At 38.2% G+C, this 15,486-nt stretch carries 26 protein-coding genes; all 26 read right to left on the bottom strand.

What is annotated here, in order from left to right; all coding sequences use genetic code 11:
* Window positions 1-2: 2 nt before the first annotated feature.
* Window positions 3-1,334: a preprotein translocase subunit SecY gene (gene secY, locus ERCIPSPA2889_RS01370; protein ID WP_157989086.1), complete on the bottom strand. Its 1,332-nt coding sequence runs from the start codon at window positions 1,332-1,334 to the stop codon at window positions 3-5.
* A 7-nt stretch (window positions 1,335-1,341) separates the two neighbouring features.
* Window positions 1,342-1,776 (bottom strand): 50S ribosomal protein L15, encoded by a 435-nt coding sequence (rplO, locus tag ERCIPSPA2889_RS01365; protein WP_157989085.1) that lies wholly within the window; start codon window positions 1,774-1,776, stop codon window positions 1,342-1,344.
* Window positions 1,777-1,965 carry a 50S ribosomal protein L30 gene (gene rpmD / locus ERCIPSPA2889_RS01360; RefSeq protein WP_157989084.1) on the bottom strand — a complete coding sequence of 63 codons (189 nt, stop codon included), beginning with the start codon at window positions 1,963-1,965 and terminating at the stop codon, window positions 1,777-1,779. It abuts the gene before it with no gap.
* Window positions 1,955-2,473: a 30S ribosomal protein S5 gene (rpsE, locus tag ERCIPSPA2889_RS01355; RefSeq protein ID WP_157989083.1), complete on the bottom strand. Its 519-nt coding sequence runs from the start codon at window positions 2,471-2,473 to the stop codon at window positions 1,955-1,957. Before rpsE ends, rpmD begins: the two co-directional genes overlap by 11 nt.
* Window positions 2,474-2,488: 15 nt before the next feature.
* On the bottom strand, window positions 2,489-2,842 hold the full coding sequence (gene rplR, locus ERCIPSPA2889_RS01350) for a 50S ribosomal protein L18 (RefSeq protein ID WP_157989082.1): 354 nt from the start codon (window positions 2,840-2,842) through the stop codon (window positions 2,489-2,491).
* Between the two features lie 9 nt (window positions 2,843-2,851).
* A complete protein-coding gene (gene rplF / locus ERCIPSPA2889_RS01345; protein ID WP_157989081.1) occupies window positions 2,852-3,385 on the bottom strand; it encodes a 50S ribosomal protein L6 in 534 nt (177 codons plus the stop codon).
* Between the two features lie 36 nt (window positions 3,386-3,421).
* Window positions 3,422-3,814, bottom strand: a complete 393-nt coding sequence (gene rpsH / locus ERCIPSPA2889_RS01340; RefSeq protein WP_157989080.1) for a 30S ribosomal protein S8 — start codon at window positions 3,812-3,814, stop codon at window positions 3,422-3,424.
* 29 nt (window positions 3,815-3,843) lie between these two features.
* Window positions 3,844-4,149, bottom strand: coding sequence for a 30S ribosomal protein S14 (rpsN, locus tag ERCIPSPA2889_RS01335; protein ID WP_157989079.1), 306 nt, complete (start codon window positions 4,147-4,149; stop codon window positions 3,844-3,846).
* 14 nt (window positions 4,150-4,163) lie between these two features.
* The gene (gene rplE / locus ERCIPSPA2889_RS01330; protein WP_157989078.1) at window positions 4,164-4,703 is read right to left on the bottom strand and encodes a 50S ribosomal protein L5; all 540 of its coding nucleotides are present in this window, start codon (window positions 4,701-4,703) and stop codon (window positions 4,164-4,166) included.
* Between the two features lie 4 nt (window positions 4,704-4,707).
* Window positions 4,708-5,031 (bottom strand): 50S ribosomal protein L24, encoded by a 324-nt coding sequence (gene rplX / locus ERCIPSPA2889_RS01325; protein ID WP_157989077.1) that lies wholly within the window; start codon window positions 5,029-5,031, stop codon window positions 4,708-4,710.
* Between the two features lie 10 nt (window positions 5,032-5,041).
* Entirely contained in the window at window positions 5,042-5,413 is a 372-nt protein-coding gene (rplN, locus tag ERCIPSPA2889_RS01320; RefSeq protein WP_157989076.1) for a 50S ribosomal protein L14, read from the bottom strand.
* Between the two features lie 175 nt (window positions 5,414-5,588).
* The gene (gene rpsQ, locus ERCIPSPA2889_RS01315) at window positions 5,589-5,843 is read right to left on the bottom strand and encodes a 30S ribosomal protein S17 (RefSeq protein WP_157989075.1); all 255 of its coding nucleotides are present in this window, start codon (window positions 5,841-5,843) and stop codon (window positions 5,589-5,591) included.
* Entirely contained in the window at window positions 5,840-6,034 is a 195-nt protein-coding gene (rpmC, locus tag ERCIPSPA2889_RS01310) for a 50S ribosomal protein L29 (protein ID WP_157989074.1), read from the bottom strand. Before rpmC ends, rpsQ begins: the two co-directional genes overlap by 4 nt.
* The gene (gene rplP, locus ERCIPSPA2889_RS01305) at window positions 6,034-6,444 is read right to left on the bottom strand and encodes a 50S ribosomal protein L16 (protein WP_157989073.1); all 411 of its coding nucleotides are present in this window, start codon (window positions 6,442-6,444) and stop codon (window positions 6,034-6,036) included. The genes rpmC and rplP overlap by 1 nt, the downstream gene beginning before the upstream one ends.
* A 12-nt stretch (window positions 6,445-6,456) precedes the next feature.
* Complete coding sequence (rpsC, locus tag ERCIPSPA2889_RS01300; RefSeq protein ID WP_157989072.1) at window positions 6,457-7,155, bottom strand: 30S ribosomal protein S3; 699 nt, start codon at window positions 7,153-7,155, stop codon at window positions 6,457-6,459.
* An 18-nt stretch (window positions 7,156-7,173) separates the two neighbouring features.
* Entirely contained in the window at window positions 7,174-7,506 is a 333-nt protein-coding gene (rplV, locus tag ERCIPSPA2889_RS01295) for a 50S ribosomal protein L22 (RefSeq protein WP_157989071.1), read from the bottom strand.
* 15 nt (window positions 7,507-7,521) lie between these two features.
* The gene (gene rpsS, locus ERCIPSPA2889_RS01290) at window positions 7,522-7,800 is read right to left on the bottom strand and encodes a 30S ribosomal protein S19 (protein WP_157989070.1); all 279 of its coding nucleotides are present in this window, start codon (window positions 7,798-7,800) and stop codon (window positions 7,522-7,524) included.
* Between the two features lie 16 nt (window positions 7,801-7,816).
* Window positions 7,817-8,638: a 50S ribosomal protein L2 gene (gene rplB, locus ERCIPSPA2889_RS01285; RefSeq protein ID WP_157989069.1), complete on the bottom strand. Its 822-nt coding sequence runs from the start codon at window positions 8,636-8,638 to the stop codon at window positions 7,817-7,819.
* A 21-nt stretch (window positions 8,639-8,659) separates the two neighbouring features.
* A complete protein-coding gene (gene rplW, locus ERCIPSPA2889_RS01280; RefSeq protein WP_157989068.1) occupies window positions 8,660-8,962 on the bottom strand; it encodes a 50S ribosomal protein L23 in 303 nt (100 codons plus the stop codon).
* On the bottom strand, window positions 8,959-9,564 hold the full coding sequence (gene rplD, locus ERCIPSPA2889_RS01275; RefSeq protein ID WP_157989067.1) for a 50S ribosomal protein L4: 606 nt from the start codon (window positions 9,562-9,564) through the stop codon (window positions 8,959-8,961). The genes rplW and rplD overlap by 4 nt, the downstream gene beginning before the upstream one ends.
* A 12-nt stretch (window positions 9,565-9,576) precedes the next feature.
* A complete protein-coding gene (gene rplC / locus ERCIPSPA2889_RS01270; protein WP_157989066.1) occupies window positions 9,577-10,212 on the bottom strand; it encodes a 50S ribosomal protein L3 in 636 nt (211 codons plus the stop codon).
* 29 nt (window positions 10,213-10,241) lie between these two features.
* A complete protein-coding gene (gene rpsJ / locus ERCIPSPA2889_RS01265; RefSeq protein ID WP_072666160.1) occupies window positions 10,242-10,553 on the bottom strand; it encodes a 30S ribosomal protein S10 in 312 nt (103 codons plus the stop codon).
* A 334-nt stretch (window positions 10,554-10,887) separates the two neighbouring features.
* The gene (gene tuf, locus ERCIPSPA2889_RS01260; protein WP_157989065.1) at window positions 10,888-12,072 is read right to left on the bottom strand and encodes an elongation factor Tu; all 1,185 of its coding nucleotides are present in this window, start codon (window positions 12,070-12,072) and stop codon (window positions 10,888-10,890) included.
* 81 nt (window positions 12,073-12,153) lie between these two features.
* Window positions 12,154-14,262: an elongation factor G gene (gene fusA / locus ERCIPSPA2889_RS01255; RefSeq protein ID WP_157989417.1), complete on the bottom strand. Its 2,109-nt coding sequence runs from the start codon at window positions 14,260-14,262 to the stop codon at window positions 12,154-12,156.
* A 114-nt stretch (window positions 14,263-14,376) separates the two neighbouring features.
* Window positions 14,377-14,847 carry a 30S ribosomal protein S7 gene (rpsG, locus tag ERCIPSPA2889_RS01250; protein ID WP_157989064.1) on the bottom strand — a complete coding sequence of 157 codons (471 nt, stop codon included), beginning with the start codon at window positions 14,845-14,847 and terminating at the stop codon, window positions 14,377-14,379.
* Between the two features lie 151 nt (window positions 14,848-14,998).
* Window positions 14,999-15,373, bottom strand: a complete 375-nt coding sequence (rpsL, locus tag ERCIPSPA2889_RS01245; RefSeq protein WP_157989063.1) for a 30S ribosomal protein S12 — start codon at window positions 15,371-15,373, stop codon at window positions 14,999-15,001.
* Window positions 15,374-15,486 lie beyond the last annotated feature (113 nt).

The following is a 15,486-nucleotide window of genomic DNA, read 5'->3' as shown; positions in this document are numbered from 1 at the left end:
CCTTAACGACTATAACCTTTTAAGTTTGCTTTTTTTAATACAGACTCGTATCGACTGGACATTAACAGAGTTTGTACTTGTACCATAAAATCCATAATGACAACTACTACAATCAATAAAGACGTACCACCAAAATAAAATGGAACTTTCATCGAGTTACGCAAAAACTCTGGAATCAGACAAATAAATGTAATATATAAGGAACCAATTAATGTTAATCGACTCATAACCTTTTGAATATACTTTCCAGTATGCTCTCCTGGGCGAATCCCTAAAACAAATGCACCACATTTTTTTAAATTATCTGCTGTTTCACGTGGATTAAAAACTAACTCTGTATAAAAAAAAGAGAAAAAAATAATTGCTGTTGCATAAAGTAACACATAAAGCGGCTCTCCAGGCTGTAAAAAAAGTGAAATTTTCATCAATAAACCAGAACCAATACCATCACCAAACCATGATATCAACGTTGCTGGAAGCAAAATCAGGCTAGAGGCAAATATCGCAGGAATAACCCCAGACATATTAACTTTTAAGGGCAAGTGCGTGTTATGTGCAGCGTAAGTTTTTCGACCTTGCTGACGCTGCGCATAATGTACAACAATGCGTCGTTGACCACGCTCAATAAATACAACAAATAAAGTAATAGAAAATACTAAAACTACCAATAATATTAAACCAAGGATATGTAACTCGCCTTGCCTAGCCTCTTCAAGAGTATGCCCAATCGCAGATGGTAAACCAGCTACAATACCTGCAAAAATTATCATAGAAATACCATTACCCATGCCTCTCTCTGTAATTTGCTCACCTAACCACATAAGAAACATAGTTCCAGTTACTAAACTAATCACAGCAGTAATACAAAACCCAAGTCCTGGATGTAATACTAAACCGTGCATTCCTGGCATATTCGGTAAACCTATAGCAACGCCAATTGATTGAAGTATACCTAGTACTAGAGTAGCATAACGAGTATACTGACTAATTTTTCGACGGCCAACCTCTCCTTCTTTTTTTAACTCAGACAAAGTAGGATTGACCATTGTTAATATCTGAACAATGATTGATGCAGAGATATATGGCATAATCCCTAAAGCAAATATAGAAGCCCGACTTAACGAACCTCCAGAAAACATATTAAACATATCAATAATGGTTCCACGCTGCCTCTCAAGAAGATTCGAGATAATAGTCACATCAATTCCTGGAATAGGAATAAAAGAACCAATACGAAAAATAGTCAGCGCACTTATAAGAAACGCTAATCTAATCTTTAGCTCACTCAGGCCACCTTTAGTGCTTTTAAAACCAAGTCGCGATTGCTTAACCATCGATAAGTTATGCCTCAATTGTTCCGCCAGCAGCAAAAATTAAAGAACGAGCACCCTGGGTTACACGTAACCCACGAATTGTAATAGCCGTCTCAATACCACCAAAAAGTATCACTTTTGCAAATTTAGTTTGCATACTAATTAAACGCGCTTCTTTTAAAGTATGAAGATCAATAATAGCACTTTGAATCCTATTTAAATCAGATAGACGCACTTGTGCGGTAAATCTAGCTTTACGAGATATAAAACCAAATTTTGGCAAACGCCGATATAAAGGAGTCTGACCACCCTCAAATCCACGATGCGCACCACTACCAGCGCGTGATTTTTGCCCCTTATGGCCTCGTCCAGCAGTTTTTCCAAACCCAGATCCAATGCCTCGCCCTAAACGTTTTGCTACATGTTTAGAACCTTGAGCTGGTGATAAAGTATTTAAATACATCTATACCCCCTCTACCACTTCAATCATATAGGAAATAACTCGAATCATACCTCGAATAGCTACCGTATCTTCACGATATACAGTATGACGAATTCTCCGAAGACCTAAACCAAACAAAGTAGCTTTATGTTTGGGTAAACAGCCAATTGCGCTACGCATTTGAGTAATTTTAATCATCTTAACCGCCATGAGAACTATCTCCAAGGATATTTTTAATAGATTTACCACGTTTAGCGGCAACTATTTCTGGAGACCTCATTCTCATCAAACCATCTAAAGTAGCGCGTACTACATTGATTGGATTTGTAGAACCATAAGCTTTAGCTAACACATTATGAATACCAGCCACCTCCAGAACAGCACGCATTGCACCGCCAGCGATAATACCCGTTCCTTCTGATGCTGGCTTCATAAATACACGAGACCCTGTATGAGAACCTTTAACAGGATGCTGTAACGTACCGTGGCATAAGGCAAAATAACTCATGTTTCGTCGAGCTTTTTCCATTGCTTTTTGAATTGCAGCCGGCACTTCACGCGCCTTACCATAACCAAATCCCATGCGTCCATTGCCATCTCCAACGACAGTAAGAGCCGTAAAAGAAAAAATACGCCCACCCTGAACAGTTTTAGAAACACGATTTACTGAGATTAGCTTTTCCTGTAGTTCGCCAGATTGTTTTTCGATATGTGCCATCTTATACCTTATGTCTTAGAACTGTAGACCAGCTTCACGAGCAGCATCTGCTAACGCCTGCACGCGACCATGATATTGAAAACCAGAACGATCAAAAGCTACACGTGTTATACCCTTCTTAATTGCACGCTCGGCAACTAGTGTGCCAATAGTAATTGCCGCATCCTTATTTCCAGTGTATTTTAATTTTTTACCAATAGATTTTTCTACTGTAGAAGCTGCTACTAAAATTTCAGAACCATTGGGAGAAATAACTTGTGCATAAATATGACGCGGAGTACGATGTACCACCAAGCGAGTAATACTGAGCCTTTTTAACTGATAACGTACACGAGCTGCTCGTCGAAGACGAGAAGATTTTTTATCCATACTATTACCTTATTTCTTCTTAGCCTCTTTACGACGCACAACCTCATGAGTGTAACGAATTCCCTTACCCTTATAAGGCTCAGGAGGGCGATAAGCACGTAAATCGGCGGCAACCTGACCAAGTAGCTGTTTATTTGCGCTTTGTAGTATAAGATCAGTTTGACTAATACATGTAGCAACAATACCCTTTGGGAGCACATGATCGATGGAATGAGATAAACCTAACGATAAACTTAATCGGTTCCCTTTTAAGGTAGCACGATAACCCACACCAACGAGTTGTAGCTTTTTAGTAAAACCTTGGGTCACACCTATGATCATCGCATTTACTAAAGCACGAGCTGTACCTGCTTGAGTCCAGCCACCAATAAAACCTGGCTGTGGCGAAAAAATCAGGGTGTTGTTAACCTCTCTTACTAATACAGCTTTATTTAACGTATGCATTAACTCATCGTTTTTTCCTGTAACAATAATGACCTGACCGTCCAGTTTGACCTGTACATGGATAGGAATACTCACAGGTGCTTTAGCAACACGAGACATTTTCAGCCCCTCCAATTAAGCTTAAACTACACGCAGTTATGCTATGTAGCAGACAATTTCACCGCCAAGGCCTGATTGACGAGCGAGGCGATCTGTCATGACCCCTTGAGAGGTAGAAACAATAGAAATACCCAATCCTGCCATAACTTTTGGCAATTCATGTTTACGTTTGTAAATCCTTAATCCTGGGCGACTCACGCGCTGAATACTTTCAATAACAGACTTTCCTTGAAAATACTTTAAAGTTAACTCTAGCTCTACCTTGATGCCATTTATGATGGAATATGTTAAAATATATCCTTCCTCTTTTAGGACACCAGCAATAGCTAATTTTAATTTAGAAGAAGGCATTCTAACCGAAATTTTATTCGCTGCCTGGCCGTTACGGATACGAGTTAACATATCTGCAATTGGATCCTGCATGCTCATATTTTTTACTCCTAGTATATAACCGGTACTTACCAGCTAGCCTTTTTTAAACCAGGCACTTCACCGCGCATAGCAGCCTCGCGCAATTTTATACGACTTAAACCAAATTTACCAACATAACCATGAGGTCGACCAGTCTGACGACAACGATTACGCTGACGAGAAGGACTGGAATCACGAGGTATATTTTGTAATTTTAACATCGCTTCCCAACGTTCTTCTGCAGATGCATTAACACTAGAAATAATATCTTTTAGTGTTTTACGTTTAGAGCGATATTTTTTGGCCATTTTTACACGAACAACTTCACGTGCTTTTAATGCTTTTTTAGCCACAAGAGCGCCCCTTATTACTTGCGAAATGGAAAATCAAATGCAGATAAAAGCGCTTCCCCTTCAGCATCAGATTGTGCAGTAGTAGTAATACTGATATCCATACCACGAATTCGATCAATTTGATCATAGTTAATTTCTGGAAAAATAATCTGCTCGCGAATACCTATATTGTAATTTCCATTACCGTCGAAAGATTTAGTTGATAAACCTCTAAAATCACGAATACGTGGAATAGCAATAGAAACTAGACGTTCAAAAAATTCCCACATACGTTCGCCACGCAGAGTCACTTTACAACCAATAGGATAACCCTGACGAATTTTAAAACTAGCAATAGACTTACGTGCTTTAGTAATAAAAGGTTTTTGGCCAGAAATAGCTGCCAAATTAGTCACTGCATGATCTAATAATTTTTTATCTGAACTTGCTTGACCTACACCCATATTTAGAGTAATTTTTTCAATTCGTGGTACACGCATGACAGAGTGATACCCCAAATCAGTCATAAGTTTTTTCACTACTTCCTTTTTGTAAACAGCGTATAATCTTGCCATTGCACTACTCCATATTACTTATGGTTTTGCTGTTAGATTTAAAAAAGCGAACCTTTTTACCTCCCTCAAATCTAAAGCCTACTCGGTCAGCTTTACCAGTATCTGAGTTAAAAAGTGCAACATTAGATATTTGTATTGCAGCTTCTTTTTTAACAATACCACCTGGATGATTCATGGCTGGAATCGGTTTTTGATGCTTGGTAACTAAATTGATACCCTCGACCAGAATTTTACCACAAACTAATACATTTTTTACTTTACCACGCTTTCCTTTATCCTTACCACTTAACACAATTACTTCATCATTACGCCGAATCTTAGAGGCCATTTTTGGTTCCTTAGAGCACCTCTGGTGCCAAAGAGATAATCTTCATGAATTTTTCACTGCGTAATTCACGAGTTACGGGTCCAAAGATTCGCGTCCCAACTGGTTGTTCATTGTGATTATTTAAGATCACACATGCATTTCCATCGAATCGAATGATAGAACCGTCTGGGCGGCGCACACCTTTTTTGGTGCGAACAACTACTGCTTTTAGAACGTCACCTTTCTTAACCTTACCACGAGGAATAGCTTCTTTAATGGTAATTTTAATAATATCGCCTATATCTGCATAACGTCGGCGCGAACCACCCAGAACCTTGATGCACATTACACGACGCGCGCCAGAATTATCAGCAACGTGCAACATAGTCTGTTCTTGGATCATTTTAGTACTCCGCTAATTTTCAACTACATACTTACATACCCACCGAACTCAGATTTTATTAAGCTTTCTATAAAATACTAAAGTAGTATAACACCGCTTCTATTATATATATAGAAATAATAAACGGCTCTCTATCGGAGCCGTTTCTCTTTAAATATGAGGTTGTGGCATCCTATTATATAATTGCTTTCTCTACAACACGAACAAGAGTCCATGACTTGGTTTTAGATAAAGGACGACACTCACGAACACTCACAACATCGCCAATCTCACATTCATTGCGCTCATCATGTACATGTAATTTAGTTGTACGCTTTATAAATTTACCATATATCGGGTGCTTTACAAACCGCTCAATAACCACGACAATCGATTTTTCCATTTTATTACTCGTTACTCTACCTTGTAAGGTACGAATTTTTTCAGTCATGATACTTTAGCCTTGTGAGTCAGCACAGTCTTTACGCGTGCAATATCGCGACGAACCTGCTTAAAAACATGAGTTTTTTTAAACTGACCGGATCCTGATTGCATACGTAGATTAAACTGTCGACGTAAAAGGATCACAAGTTGGGTGTGCAGATCTTCAATGCTTTTTTCACATAGATCTATAGCTTTCATTACATCACCGTTTTAGTTACAAAGGTGGTCTTAATAGATAGTTTTGATGCTGCTAATTTAAAAGCCTCACGAGCAAGTTCTTCTGAAACACCGCTCATTTCATATAGAACCTTGCCTGGTTGAATTAGCGCTACCCAATATTCTACATTACCTTTACCTTTTCCCATACGAACTTCTAATGGCTTTTCAGTAATTGGTTTATCCGGAAAAATACGAATCCAAATTTTTCCCTGACGCTTCATAGCACGAGTCATGGCGCGACGTGCTGCTTCGATCTGACGGGCAGTTAAACGACCACGATCAACGGCTTTTAGACCAAAAACACCGAAGCTAATATCTCTACCTTGCGCTAAACCACGATTTCGACCTTTTTGCATCTTACGGAATTTTGTGCGCCTTGGTTGTAACATCGGCGATTCTCCTTACTTACGGCTTTTACGCTGTTTCTTTTTAGGCGGAGCAGCTTGTTCCGGTTGTTCAATCGCGGTCATACCACCTAGAATCTCACCCTTAAAGATCCATACTTTAACCCCAATAACACCATAAGTAGTGTGAGCCTCGGAGGTATTATAATCAATATCTGCCCGTAGAGTATGCAATGGTACGCGACCTTCACGATACCACTCAGTACGTGCAATTTCAGCACCACCTAAACGACCACTTACCTTAACTTTGATCCCTTTTGCACCTAAACGCATTGCGTTCTGCACAGCTCGTTTCATAGCGCGACGAAATATTACACGACGTTCTAGTTGTGCCGCAATATTATCAGAAACTAACTTAGCATCTAATTCTGGCTTGCGCACTTCAGAAATATTAATCTGTGCAGGAACACCAGCAATATTTGCAATAACTTGGCGAATTTTTTCTACATCTTCACCTTTTTTTCCTATAACAATACCAGGACGGGCGGTATGAATAGTAACACGGATACTTTTAGTCGGTCGCTCAATGACGACACGAGAAACTGATGCTTTAACTAGTTCTTTCATAAGAAATTGACGAACTTTAAAGTCACTGTCTAAATTATCAGCAAATTCCTTAGTATTGGCGAACCAAGTAGAATTCCAAGACTTCACGATACCCAATCGCATACCATGAGGATGTACTTTTTGACCCATTTCCTACTCTCCAGAGTCTTATCGATCGGATACGGCCAAAGTAATATGGCTAGTTCGCTTTAAAATGCGATCCGCACGACCTTTTGCACGAGGCATAATGCGTTTCATACTAGGGCCTTCATTAATAAATATTTTTGTAATAATTAAATTATCAATATCAACACCTTCGTTATGCTCAGCATTAGCAATAGCAGATTCCAAAACTTTCTTAACTAAAATCGCAGCCTTTTTATTTGTATAGGTTAAAAACTCCAAAGCTTTTGAGACTTTTTTACCTCGTATGATATCAGCAATTAAACGAATCTTTTGCGCAGAAGATCGAGCATGTCGTTGTTGCGCAATAATTTCCATCTTTATCCTCCTGTTTTATCGTTTTTTAACTTTTTTATCAGCAATGTGACCGCGATAGGTACGAGTAGGAGAAAACTCACCTAATTTGTGACCAACCATCTCATCAGACACAAATACAGGAATATGTTGACGACCATTATGAATTGCAATGGTTAAACCAATCATCTTTGGAAAAATTGTCGAACGACGTGACCAAGTGCGCACAGGCTTTCTTTCTCCGGTTACTAAAGCTTTTTCTACCTTCTTTAGTAAATGTAGGTCAATAAATGGACCCTTCTTAAGAGAACGCGGCATGGTTTATCCTTTAAATTTATTTACTACGACAACGTATGATAAATTTATCAGTACGTTTGTTTCTTCTAGTCTTTTTACCCTTAGTTTGCAAACCCCAAGGAGAAACGGGATGCTTGCCAAAGTTACGGCCTTCACCTCCACCATGCGGATGATCAACAGGATTCATGGCTGTACCACGAACAGTAGGGCGAATACCTCGCCACCTAGCAGCACCTGATTTACCTAAAACACGCAACATGTGCTCAGAATTACCGACTTCACCTAAAGTGGCACGACAATCTATCTCCACTTTGCGCATTTCACCAGAACGCAAGCGTAATGTAACATAAGAACCTTCACGAGCAACGATTTGTACATAAGACCCAGCTGATCGCGCAATCTGCCCGCCTTTCCCTGGTTTCATTTCTACATTATGTACAGTAGATCCAACTGGAATATAACGCATAGGTAATGTGTTACCAACTTTAATAATAGCTCCAATACCAGATTGTATTTGATCACCAGATTTTACCCCTTTAGGTGCTAAAATATAACGACGTACACCATCTTGGTAAAGCACTAACGCAATGTTAGAAGACCGGTTTGGATCATATTCAAGACGCTCAACAAGTGCTGGGATTCCATCTTTATTCCGTTTAAAATCAATCACGCGATACGCCTTCTTGTGCCCCCCACCAATATGTCTGGTGGTAATACGACCGGTATTATTACGACCACCAGTTTTAGTATGTTTTTTTACAAGAGAGGCAAATGGTTTTCCTTTATGTAGCTCCGAGTTGATTACCTTAACCATATGACGACGACCAGGAGATGTCGGTTTACATTGCACAATTGTCATTATTATTCTACCACTCCTTCTTTATTCAGTTCCGCCCACCAAGGCTACATTTTGACCTGATTTAATAGTGATATAAGCCTTTTTCCAGCTCTTACGATGACCGATACGTTGTTTATAACGCTTAGATTTACCCTTTACTAACAATGTATTTACGCATTCCACTTCTACTGAAAAAATCTTCTGTATAGCCTCTTTAATTTCTAATTTACTAGAATCTATAGAAACTTTAAGAACAATAGTGTTATTTTTTTCCATTGAAGTAGAAGCTTTTTCAGAAATATGAGGACTACGCAATATTTTTAGTAAGCGTTCTTCCAAGTTCATATAAACATCTCCTCTATCTGCTTCATAGCATCAGCGGTAATTATAACTTTTTTATAAGAAATTAAGCTAATTGGATCAATACCTGCCGCCTGACATACCTTAACTGTATATAAATTACGTGAAGCAAGAAGTAAATTTACCTCTATAGAACAGAGAATAATTAATACATTATTTAAACCCATCTTTTGAAGCTTATCTATCAACAGTCTAGTTTTAGGTTCTTCTATTAAAAATGTCTTAACAATAAGTAAACGATCTTGACGTATAAGCTCGGAAAAGATACTTTTCATTGCGCCACGATACATCTTTTTATTAATTTTTTGACTATAATCTTTGGATTTAGCAGCAAAAGTTATACCACCAGAGCGCCAAATCGGACTTTTAACGGAACCAGCACGCGCACGACCCGTTCCTTTCTGACGCCATGGTTTTTTACCTGATCCAGTTACCTCGGCTCGAGTTTTCTGTGCACGAGTACCCTGACGGGAACCCGCTGCATATGCAACAACTACCTGGTGCACTAAGGCTTCGTTAAAATTACAATTAAAGACAGTATCAGAAACAGTTGGCACCCCTTGTGCATCTTTTAATACTAATTCCATTTCTATACCTCTTTACCCCTTTACAGCTGGTTTAATGATTAGATTACCGCCAGTGGCACCAGGAACTGCTCCCTTCACTAAAAGAAGATTTCGATCAACGTCAATACGCATCACTTGCAAGCTTTGAATAGTTACACGTTGATTTCCCATATGGCCTGCCATTTTTTTTCCTTTAAATACTTTTCCTGGAGTTTGATTTTGCCCTATAGATCCAGGAACTCGATGAGATAATGAATTACCATGCGTTGCATCCTGTGTGCGAAAATTCCAACGCTTAACGGTACCAGCAAAACCTCTACCTTTAGAAAAACCAGAGACATCAACTTTTTTTACACCAGAATTAGAAAGAATCTGAATATTAATATTTTGTCCTATATTAAATGATTCAACTTTAGAAGTTTTAAACTCCCATAAACCACGCCCAGCTAAAATACCAGATTTCGCAAAATGACCCGCTTCAGGTTTAGTAATACGATTTATTTTTTTTATACCGGTAGTTACTTGAATAGCAGTGTAACCATCTGTGTTAACTTTTTTTACTTGAGTGACACGATTTTCTTCTAACTGAATTACAGTAATAGGTATAGAAAAACCTTCTTCTGTAAAGATTCGGGTCATTCCAACTTTTTTTCCAACAAAACCAATCATTTTGACCCTCTTCCTGCTGAATATGCAAACTAACCTAGACTAATCTGCACATCTACACCGGCAGCTAGATCTAGTCTCATCAATGCATCTACTGTTTTTTCAGTAGGCTCGACGATATCAACTAAACGCTTATGTGTGCGAATCTCATACTGATCTCTTGCATCTTTATTAACATGAGGAGAAATTAGGACAGTAAAACGCTCCTTGCGTGTTGGTAATGGAATAGGACCATGTACTTGTGCGCCGGTTCTTTTAGCTGTCTCTACGATCTCTAAGGTAGATCGATCTATTAAACGATGATCAAAAGCTTTCAGACGGATACGAATTCTTTGGTTCTGCATTATACCAGAACTCCAATTATTTTATAAAAAAATACTATAACTAATCTTTTTGTAAATTAGTATACACGTATAATCTTTAGTTATAAAAAAAAATACAAGTTATGAGTGATATGTATTAGTGATAACATATTTCTTTTAACATCATACTGTTAGTATTAATCAGTACAATATTCTTAATATTAACATATTATATTATGTATATACACAAAGCAACTGCAATGTTTCTTATCTATATATTTGCTCTTATTTAATAAAACCACATCAGAGATCAAAAGACGATATCTATTCTCTATAGATCTCTGATTAAATTTAAAGATAATTTAGAGGTAAAACTTTAACAAATTACTTTAGAAACAATTCCAGCTCCTACAGTACGACCCCCTTCACGGATAGCAAAACGCAATCCTTCATCCATAGCAATTGGATGAATTAAGGTTGCTTTTATCTTAATATTATCACCTGGCATAACCATTTCAACACCATCTGGAAGATCTATAGTACCTGTTACATCAGTTGTTCTAAAATAAAACTGCGGTCGATAACCTTGGAAAAACGGAGTATGACGTCCACCCTCTTCCTTAGATAAAACATAAACTTCTGATTCAAATTGAGTATGAGGTTTAATAGTTCCAGGCTTAGCCAAAACCTGCCCTCTCTGAATGTCTTCTCTCTTAATACCACGCAATAAAATACCGCAATTCTCTCCTGCCCGACCTTCATCTAAAAGCTTACGAAACATTTCTACACCAGTGCAAATCGATTTTACAGTATCTTTAATACCAACAATCTCTACTTCATCGCCAACTTTAATAACCCCACGTTCTACGCGACCAGTTACTACCGTACCACGACCAGAAATAGAGAAAACATCTTCAATTGGAAGTAAAAAATCTTGATCAATCGCACGCTGAGGTTGTGGAATGTAATTATCTAAATGATTGGCTAATTCAATAATTTTCGCTTCCCATACAGCATCACCTTCTAAGGCTTTTAACGCAGAACCATAAATAATTGGGGTAACATCACCAGGAAAATCATACTGAGATAAAAGATCCCGAACTTCCATTTCCACAAGCTCTAACAATTCCTCATCATCAACCATATCACATTTATTAAGAAAAACAATAATATATGGTACCCCTACCTGACGCCCAAGCAGAATATGTTCACGAGTTTGAGGCATTGGGCCATCTGTTGCGGCAACTACTAAAATTGCTCCATCCATCTGCGCAGCGCCGGTAATCATATTTTTAATATAATCAGCGTGCCCAGGGCAATCAACATGTGCATAATGTCTTTTTGTAGTATCATATTCCACATGCGAGGTATTGATAGTAATACCACGTGCTTTTTCTTCGGGCGCATTATCTATTTGATCAAATGCACGCGCAGTACCACCATACGTTTTAGCTAATACAGTTGTAATGGCTGCAGTTAAGGTGGTTTTACCGTGATCAACATGACCAATAGTTCCAACATTGACATGCGGTTTAGATCGTTCAAATTTTTCTTTAGCCACAACAATATTCCTTACTTTCTGTACCATCACGATACTTGGTGGGGATAATTAAATAATATTCAATAAGCTAAACCCAGAAATTTATTTACCACGAGCTTCGATAACAGCTTGAGCAACATAATTTGGGGCTTCAGAGTACTTTAAAAACTCCATAGAATACGAAGCACGCCCTTGAGTTTGTGAGCGTAAATCGGTTGCATAACCAAACATTACAGATAAGGGTACCTGAGCACGAATAGTCTTACCAGTAGTAGTATCTTCCATGCCCTCAATAAGACCTCGTCGACGATTTAAATCACCAATAACATCACCCATATATTCTACTGGAGTTTCTACTTCCACTCTCATTACGGGCTCTAATAAAACAGGTTTTGCTTGATTAAATGCAGACTTAAAAGCTAAAGAAGCTGCTAATTTAAAAGCTAGCTCAGAAGAATCAACATCATGATAGGAGCCATAATGGAGGCGTACTTTAATATTCACTACCGGGTATCCAGCTAATGGACCAGATTTTAGTTGTTCTTGAATACCCTTATCTACAGCTGGGATGAATTCTTTAGGGATAGAGCCACCAACAATATCATTCACAAACTCATAACCCAAACCACCCTCTTCTAAAGGGCCCATATCAATTACGATATGTGCAAATTGACCACGACCACCTGACTGCTTAATATATTTACTTTCGATATCAGTCACTTTTTGACAAATAGTTTCACGATAAGCTACTTGAGGTTTACCGATGTTAGCCGAAACATTAAATTCACGCTTCATCCGATCAACTAATATCTCTAAATGCAACTCTCCCATACCAGCAATAATAGTTTGAGATGATTCTTCATCGGTCCATACACGAAATGAAGGGTCTTCTTTTGCTAAACGACCTAAAGCTATACCCATTTTTTCCTGGTCAGCTTTAGTTTTTGGTTCCACTGCTACAGAAATAACTGGATCAGGAAACTCCATACGCTCTAAAATAATAACATTATTTACATCACATAAAGTATCACCGGTCGTAACATCTTTCAAACCGATAGCGGCAGCAATATCACCCGCATATACTTCTTTTACCTCTTCGCGCTTATTGGCATGCATTTGGACAATACGACCTAAACGTTCACGCTGTGATTTTACTGGATTCATTACCGTATCACCAGACCTAACAACACCAGAATATACACGAAAAAAAGTTAAATTACCTACAAATGGATCTGTAGCAATTTTAAAAGCCAGTGCCGAAAATGGCTCATTATCATCTGAACAACGCTCTACTAAAGTGTTTTTTCCATCATCTAAAACACCTTTTATCGCAGGCACATTAGTTGGCGCTGGAAGATACTCAACAACAGCATCTAACATTGCCTGAACACCTTTATTTTTAAAAGCTGAACCGCATGTTACCAGAATTACTTCATTGTTAAGAACACGTTGACGCAGAGCACCCTTAATTTCTTTTTCAGTCAATTTTTGACCACTTAGATATTTATCCATTAATTCTTCAGAAGCTTCAGCTGCAGACTCAAGTAATTTTTGATGCCACTCTTCCGCTAATTCTTTCATATCAGGAGGAATTGTCTCGTATGTAAAAGTCACACCTTGATCAGCATCGTTCCAATGAATAGCTTTCATTTTTACCAAGTCAACAACACCAATAAATGTTTCTTCTACACCAATAGCTAACTGAATTGGTACTGGATTTGCTGAAAGCCGCACTTTAATTTGATTGACAACTTTTAAAAAATTCGCACCCATTCGATCCATTTTATTAATAAAGGCAATACGTGGCACTATATATTTATTAGCTTGACGCCAAACTGTTTCAGATTGTGGTTGCACACCCCCTACCGCACAATAAATCATAACTGCACCATCTAAAACACGCATTGAACGTTCTACTTCAATAGTAAAATCTACATGCCCTGGAGTGTCAATAATATTAATGCGATGAGACGAGAATTGCTTAGCCATACCAGACCAAAAAGCAGTTGTAGCTGCAGAGGTGATAGTAATACCGCGTTCCTGCTCCTGCGCCATCCAATCCATAGTGGCTGCACCGTCATGAACTTCACCAATTTTATGGTTTACACCAGTGTAGAACAAAATACGTTCAGTGGTTGTCGTTTTACCTGCATCGATGTGTGCACTAATACCGATATTACGGTAACACATTATAGGTGTATTACGAGCCATATGATTCCTCTGAGTCTCTGGTGTTTTAGTCAATACGGTAAGCAAATTAGCTATTTATATTAATATATTCAATTATTCAATCTCTGTATGATGATGAATCATGTTGATATAATTTTACCAACGATAATGAGCAAATGCCTTATTAGCTTCAGCCATACGATGAACGTCTTCACGTTTTTTTACTGCATTCCCTTTATTGTCTGCAGCATCAGCCAGTTCATTTGCTAAACGTAACGCCATAGATTTATCACTACGTTTACGAGCCGCCTCAACAATCCAACGCATTGCAAGCGCATTCCGACGTACTGGACGAACTTCTACGGGTACTTGATATGTAGACCCACCAACACGTCTAGATTTTACCTCTACGATCGGACGCACATGATCTAAAGCATCTTCAAATATTTCTAGCCCCTGCCTGCCAGAACGCTGGATCACAGTTTCTATCGCACGATAGACAATAGTTTCAGCAATAGATTTTTTACCATTAACCATAAGAATATTGACAAACTTAGCTAGCAGCTCAGAGCCAAATTTTGGATCAGGTAAAATTTTACGCTGACCTATAATGCGACGACGTGGCATAAGATGCTCCATTATTCATTCATAACACTTAAAAACTTTTAGGTTCTTTTAAAACTATATAATCTTTTAAAACTATATAAATCAAATAATACTTCATCTTAGTTAGTACAATTTAGACTTTCTGAACTCTCACATACAATCATTTAAAAATTTAAGATTTTGATTTTTTTACACCATATTTAGAGCGTGCTTGCTTACAATCTTTAACACCAGAGCAATCTAATGAACCACGTACGGTATGATACCGTACACCTGGTAAATCTTTTACACGACCACCACGAATTAAGATAACAGAATGTTCTTGAAGATTATGACCTTCTCCTCCAATATAAGAGGTAACTTCAAACCCGTTAGTTAAACGAACACGACATACTTTACGCAAAGCTGAATTTGGCTTTTTAGGGGTGGTCGTGTAAACGCGCGTACATACGCCACGTTTTTGAGGACACCCCTCTAACGCAGGTACATTGCTTTTTACAACTTTTCGTACACGTGGTTTTCGCACTAACTGGTTAACTGTTGCCATAACTCACTCCTAGACCCCTGGATTTTTCTTATGCCAGTAATTTTTCCTTGTGACTGGAAAATAATACTAAGTTAAAATTTTAAACTTAATACTATCAAAAGTCAAGAAATAAC

This window comes from Candidatus Erwinia haradaeae (assembly GCF_900698985.1).
GTDB classification, from domain to species: domain Bacteria; phylum Pseudomonadota; class Gammaproteobacteria; order Enterobacterales; family Enterobacteriaceae; genus Erwinia_E; species Erwinia_E haradaeae_B.
Note: the sequence above shows the minus strand (reverse complement) of the source record. Positions and strands in the feature narration are given on the sequence as shown.

Coding starts and splice junctions, on each gene's coding strand:
- secY (WP_157989086.1), bottom strand. CDS start 1,334: ATGGTTAAGCAATCGCGACTTGGTTTTAAAAGCACTAAAGGTGGCCTG.
- rplO (WP_157989085.1), bottom strand. CDS start 1,776: ATGTATTTAAATACTTTATCACCAGCTCAAGGTTCTAAACATGTAGCA.
- rpmD (WP_157989084.1), bottom strand. CDS start 1,965: ATGGCGGTTAAGATGATTAAAATTACTCAAATGCGTAGCGCAATTGGC.
- rpsE (WP_157989083.1), bottom strand. CDS start 2,473: ATGGCACATATCGAAAAACAATCTGGCGAACTACAGGAAAAGCTAATC.
- rplR (WP_157989082.1), bottom strand. CDS start 2,842: ATGGATAAAAAATCTTCTCGTCTTCGACGAGCAGCTCGTGTACGTTAT.
- rplF (WP_157989081.1), bottom strand. CDS start 3,385: ATGTCTCGTGTTGCTAAAGCACCTGTGAGTATTCCTATCCATGTACAG.
- rpsH (WP_157989080.1), bottom strand. CDS start 3,814: ATGAGCATGCAGGATCCAATTGCAGATATGTTAACTCGTATCCGTAAC.
- rplE (WP_157989078.1), bottom strand. CDS start 4,703: ATGGCAAGATTATACGCTGTTTACAAAAAGGAAGTAGTGAAAAAACTT.
- rplX (WP_157989077.1), bottom strand. CDS start 5,031: ATGGCCTCTAAGATTCGGCGTAATGATGAAGTAATTGTGTTAAGTGGT.
- rplN (WP_157989076.1), bottom strand. CDS start 5,413: ATGATCCAAGAACAGACTATGTTGCACGTTGCTGATAATTCTGGCGCG.
- rpsQ (WP_157989075.1), bottom strand. CDS start 5,843: ATGACTGAAAAAATTCGTACCTTACAAGGTAGAGTAACGAGTAATAAA.
- rpmC (WP_157989074.1), bottom strand. CDS start 6,034: ATGAAAGCTATAGATCTATGTGAAAAAAGCATTGAAGATCTGCACACC.
- rplP (WP_157989073.1), bottom strand. CDS start 6,444: ATGTTACAACCAAGGCGCACAAAATTCCGTAAGATGCAAAAAGGTCGA.
- rpsC (WP_157989072.1), bottom strand. CDS start 7,155: ATGGGTCAAAAAGTACATCCTCATGGTATGCGATTGGGTATCGTGAAG.
- rplV (WP_157989071.1), bottom strand. CDS start 7,506: ATGGAAATTATTGCGCAACAACGACATGCTCGATCTTCTGCGCAAAAG.
- rpsS (WP_157989070.1), bottom strand. CDS start 7,800: ATGCCGCGTTCTCTTAAGAAGGGTCCATTTATTGACCTACATTTACTA.
- rplB (WP_157989069.1), bottom strand. CDS start 8,638: ATGACAATTGTGCAATGTAAACCGACATCTCCTGGTCGTCGTCATATG.
- rplW (WP_157989068.1), bottom strand. CDS start 8,962: ATGAACTTGGAAGAACGCTTACTAAAAATATTGCGTAGTCCTCATATT.
- rplD (WP_157989067.1), bottom strand. CDS start 9,564: ATGGAATTAGTATTAAAAGATGCACAAGGGGTGCCAACTGTTTCTGAT.
- rplC (WP_157989066.1), bottom strand. CDS start 10,212: ATGATTGGTTTTGTTGGAAAAAAAGTTGGAATGACCCGAATCTTTACA.
- rpsJ (WP_072666160.1), bottom strand. CDS start 10,553: ATGCAGAACCAAAGAATTCGTATCCGTCTGAAAGCTTTTGATCATCGT.
- fusA (WP_157989417.1), bottom strand. CDS start 14,262: ATGGCTCGTAATACACCTATAATGTGTTACCGTAATATCGGTATTAGT.
- rpsG (WP_157989064.1), bottom strand. CDS start 14,847: ATGCCACGTCGTCGCATTATAGGTCAGCGTAAAATTTTACCTGATCCA.
- rpsL (WP_157989063.1), bottom strand. CDS start 15,373: ATGGCAACAGTTAACCAGTTAGTGCGAAAACCACGTGTACGAAAAGTT.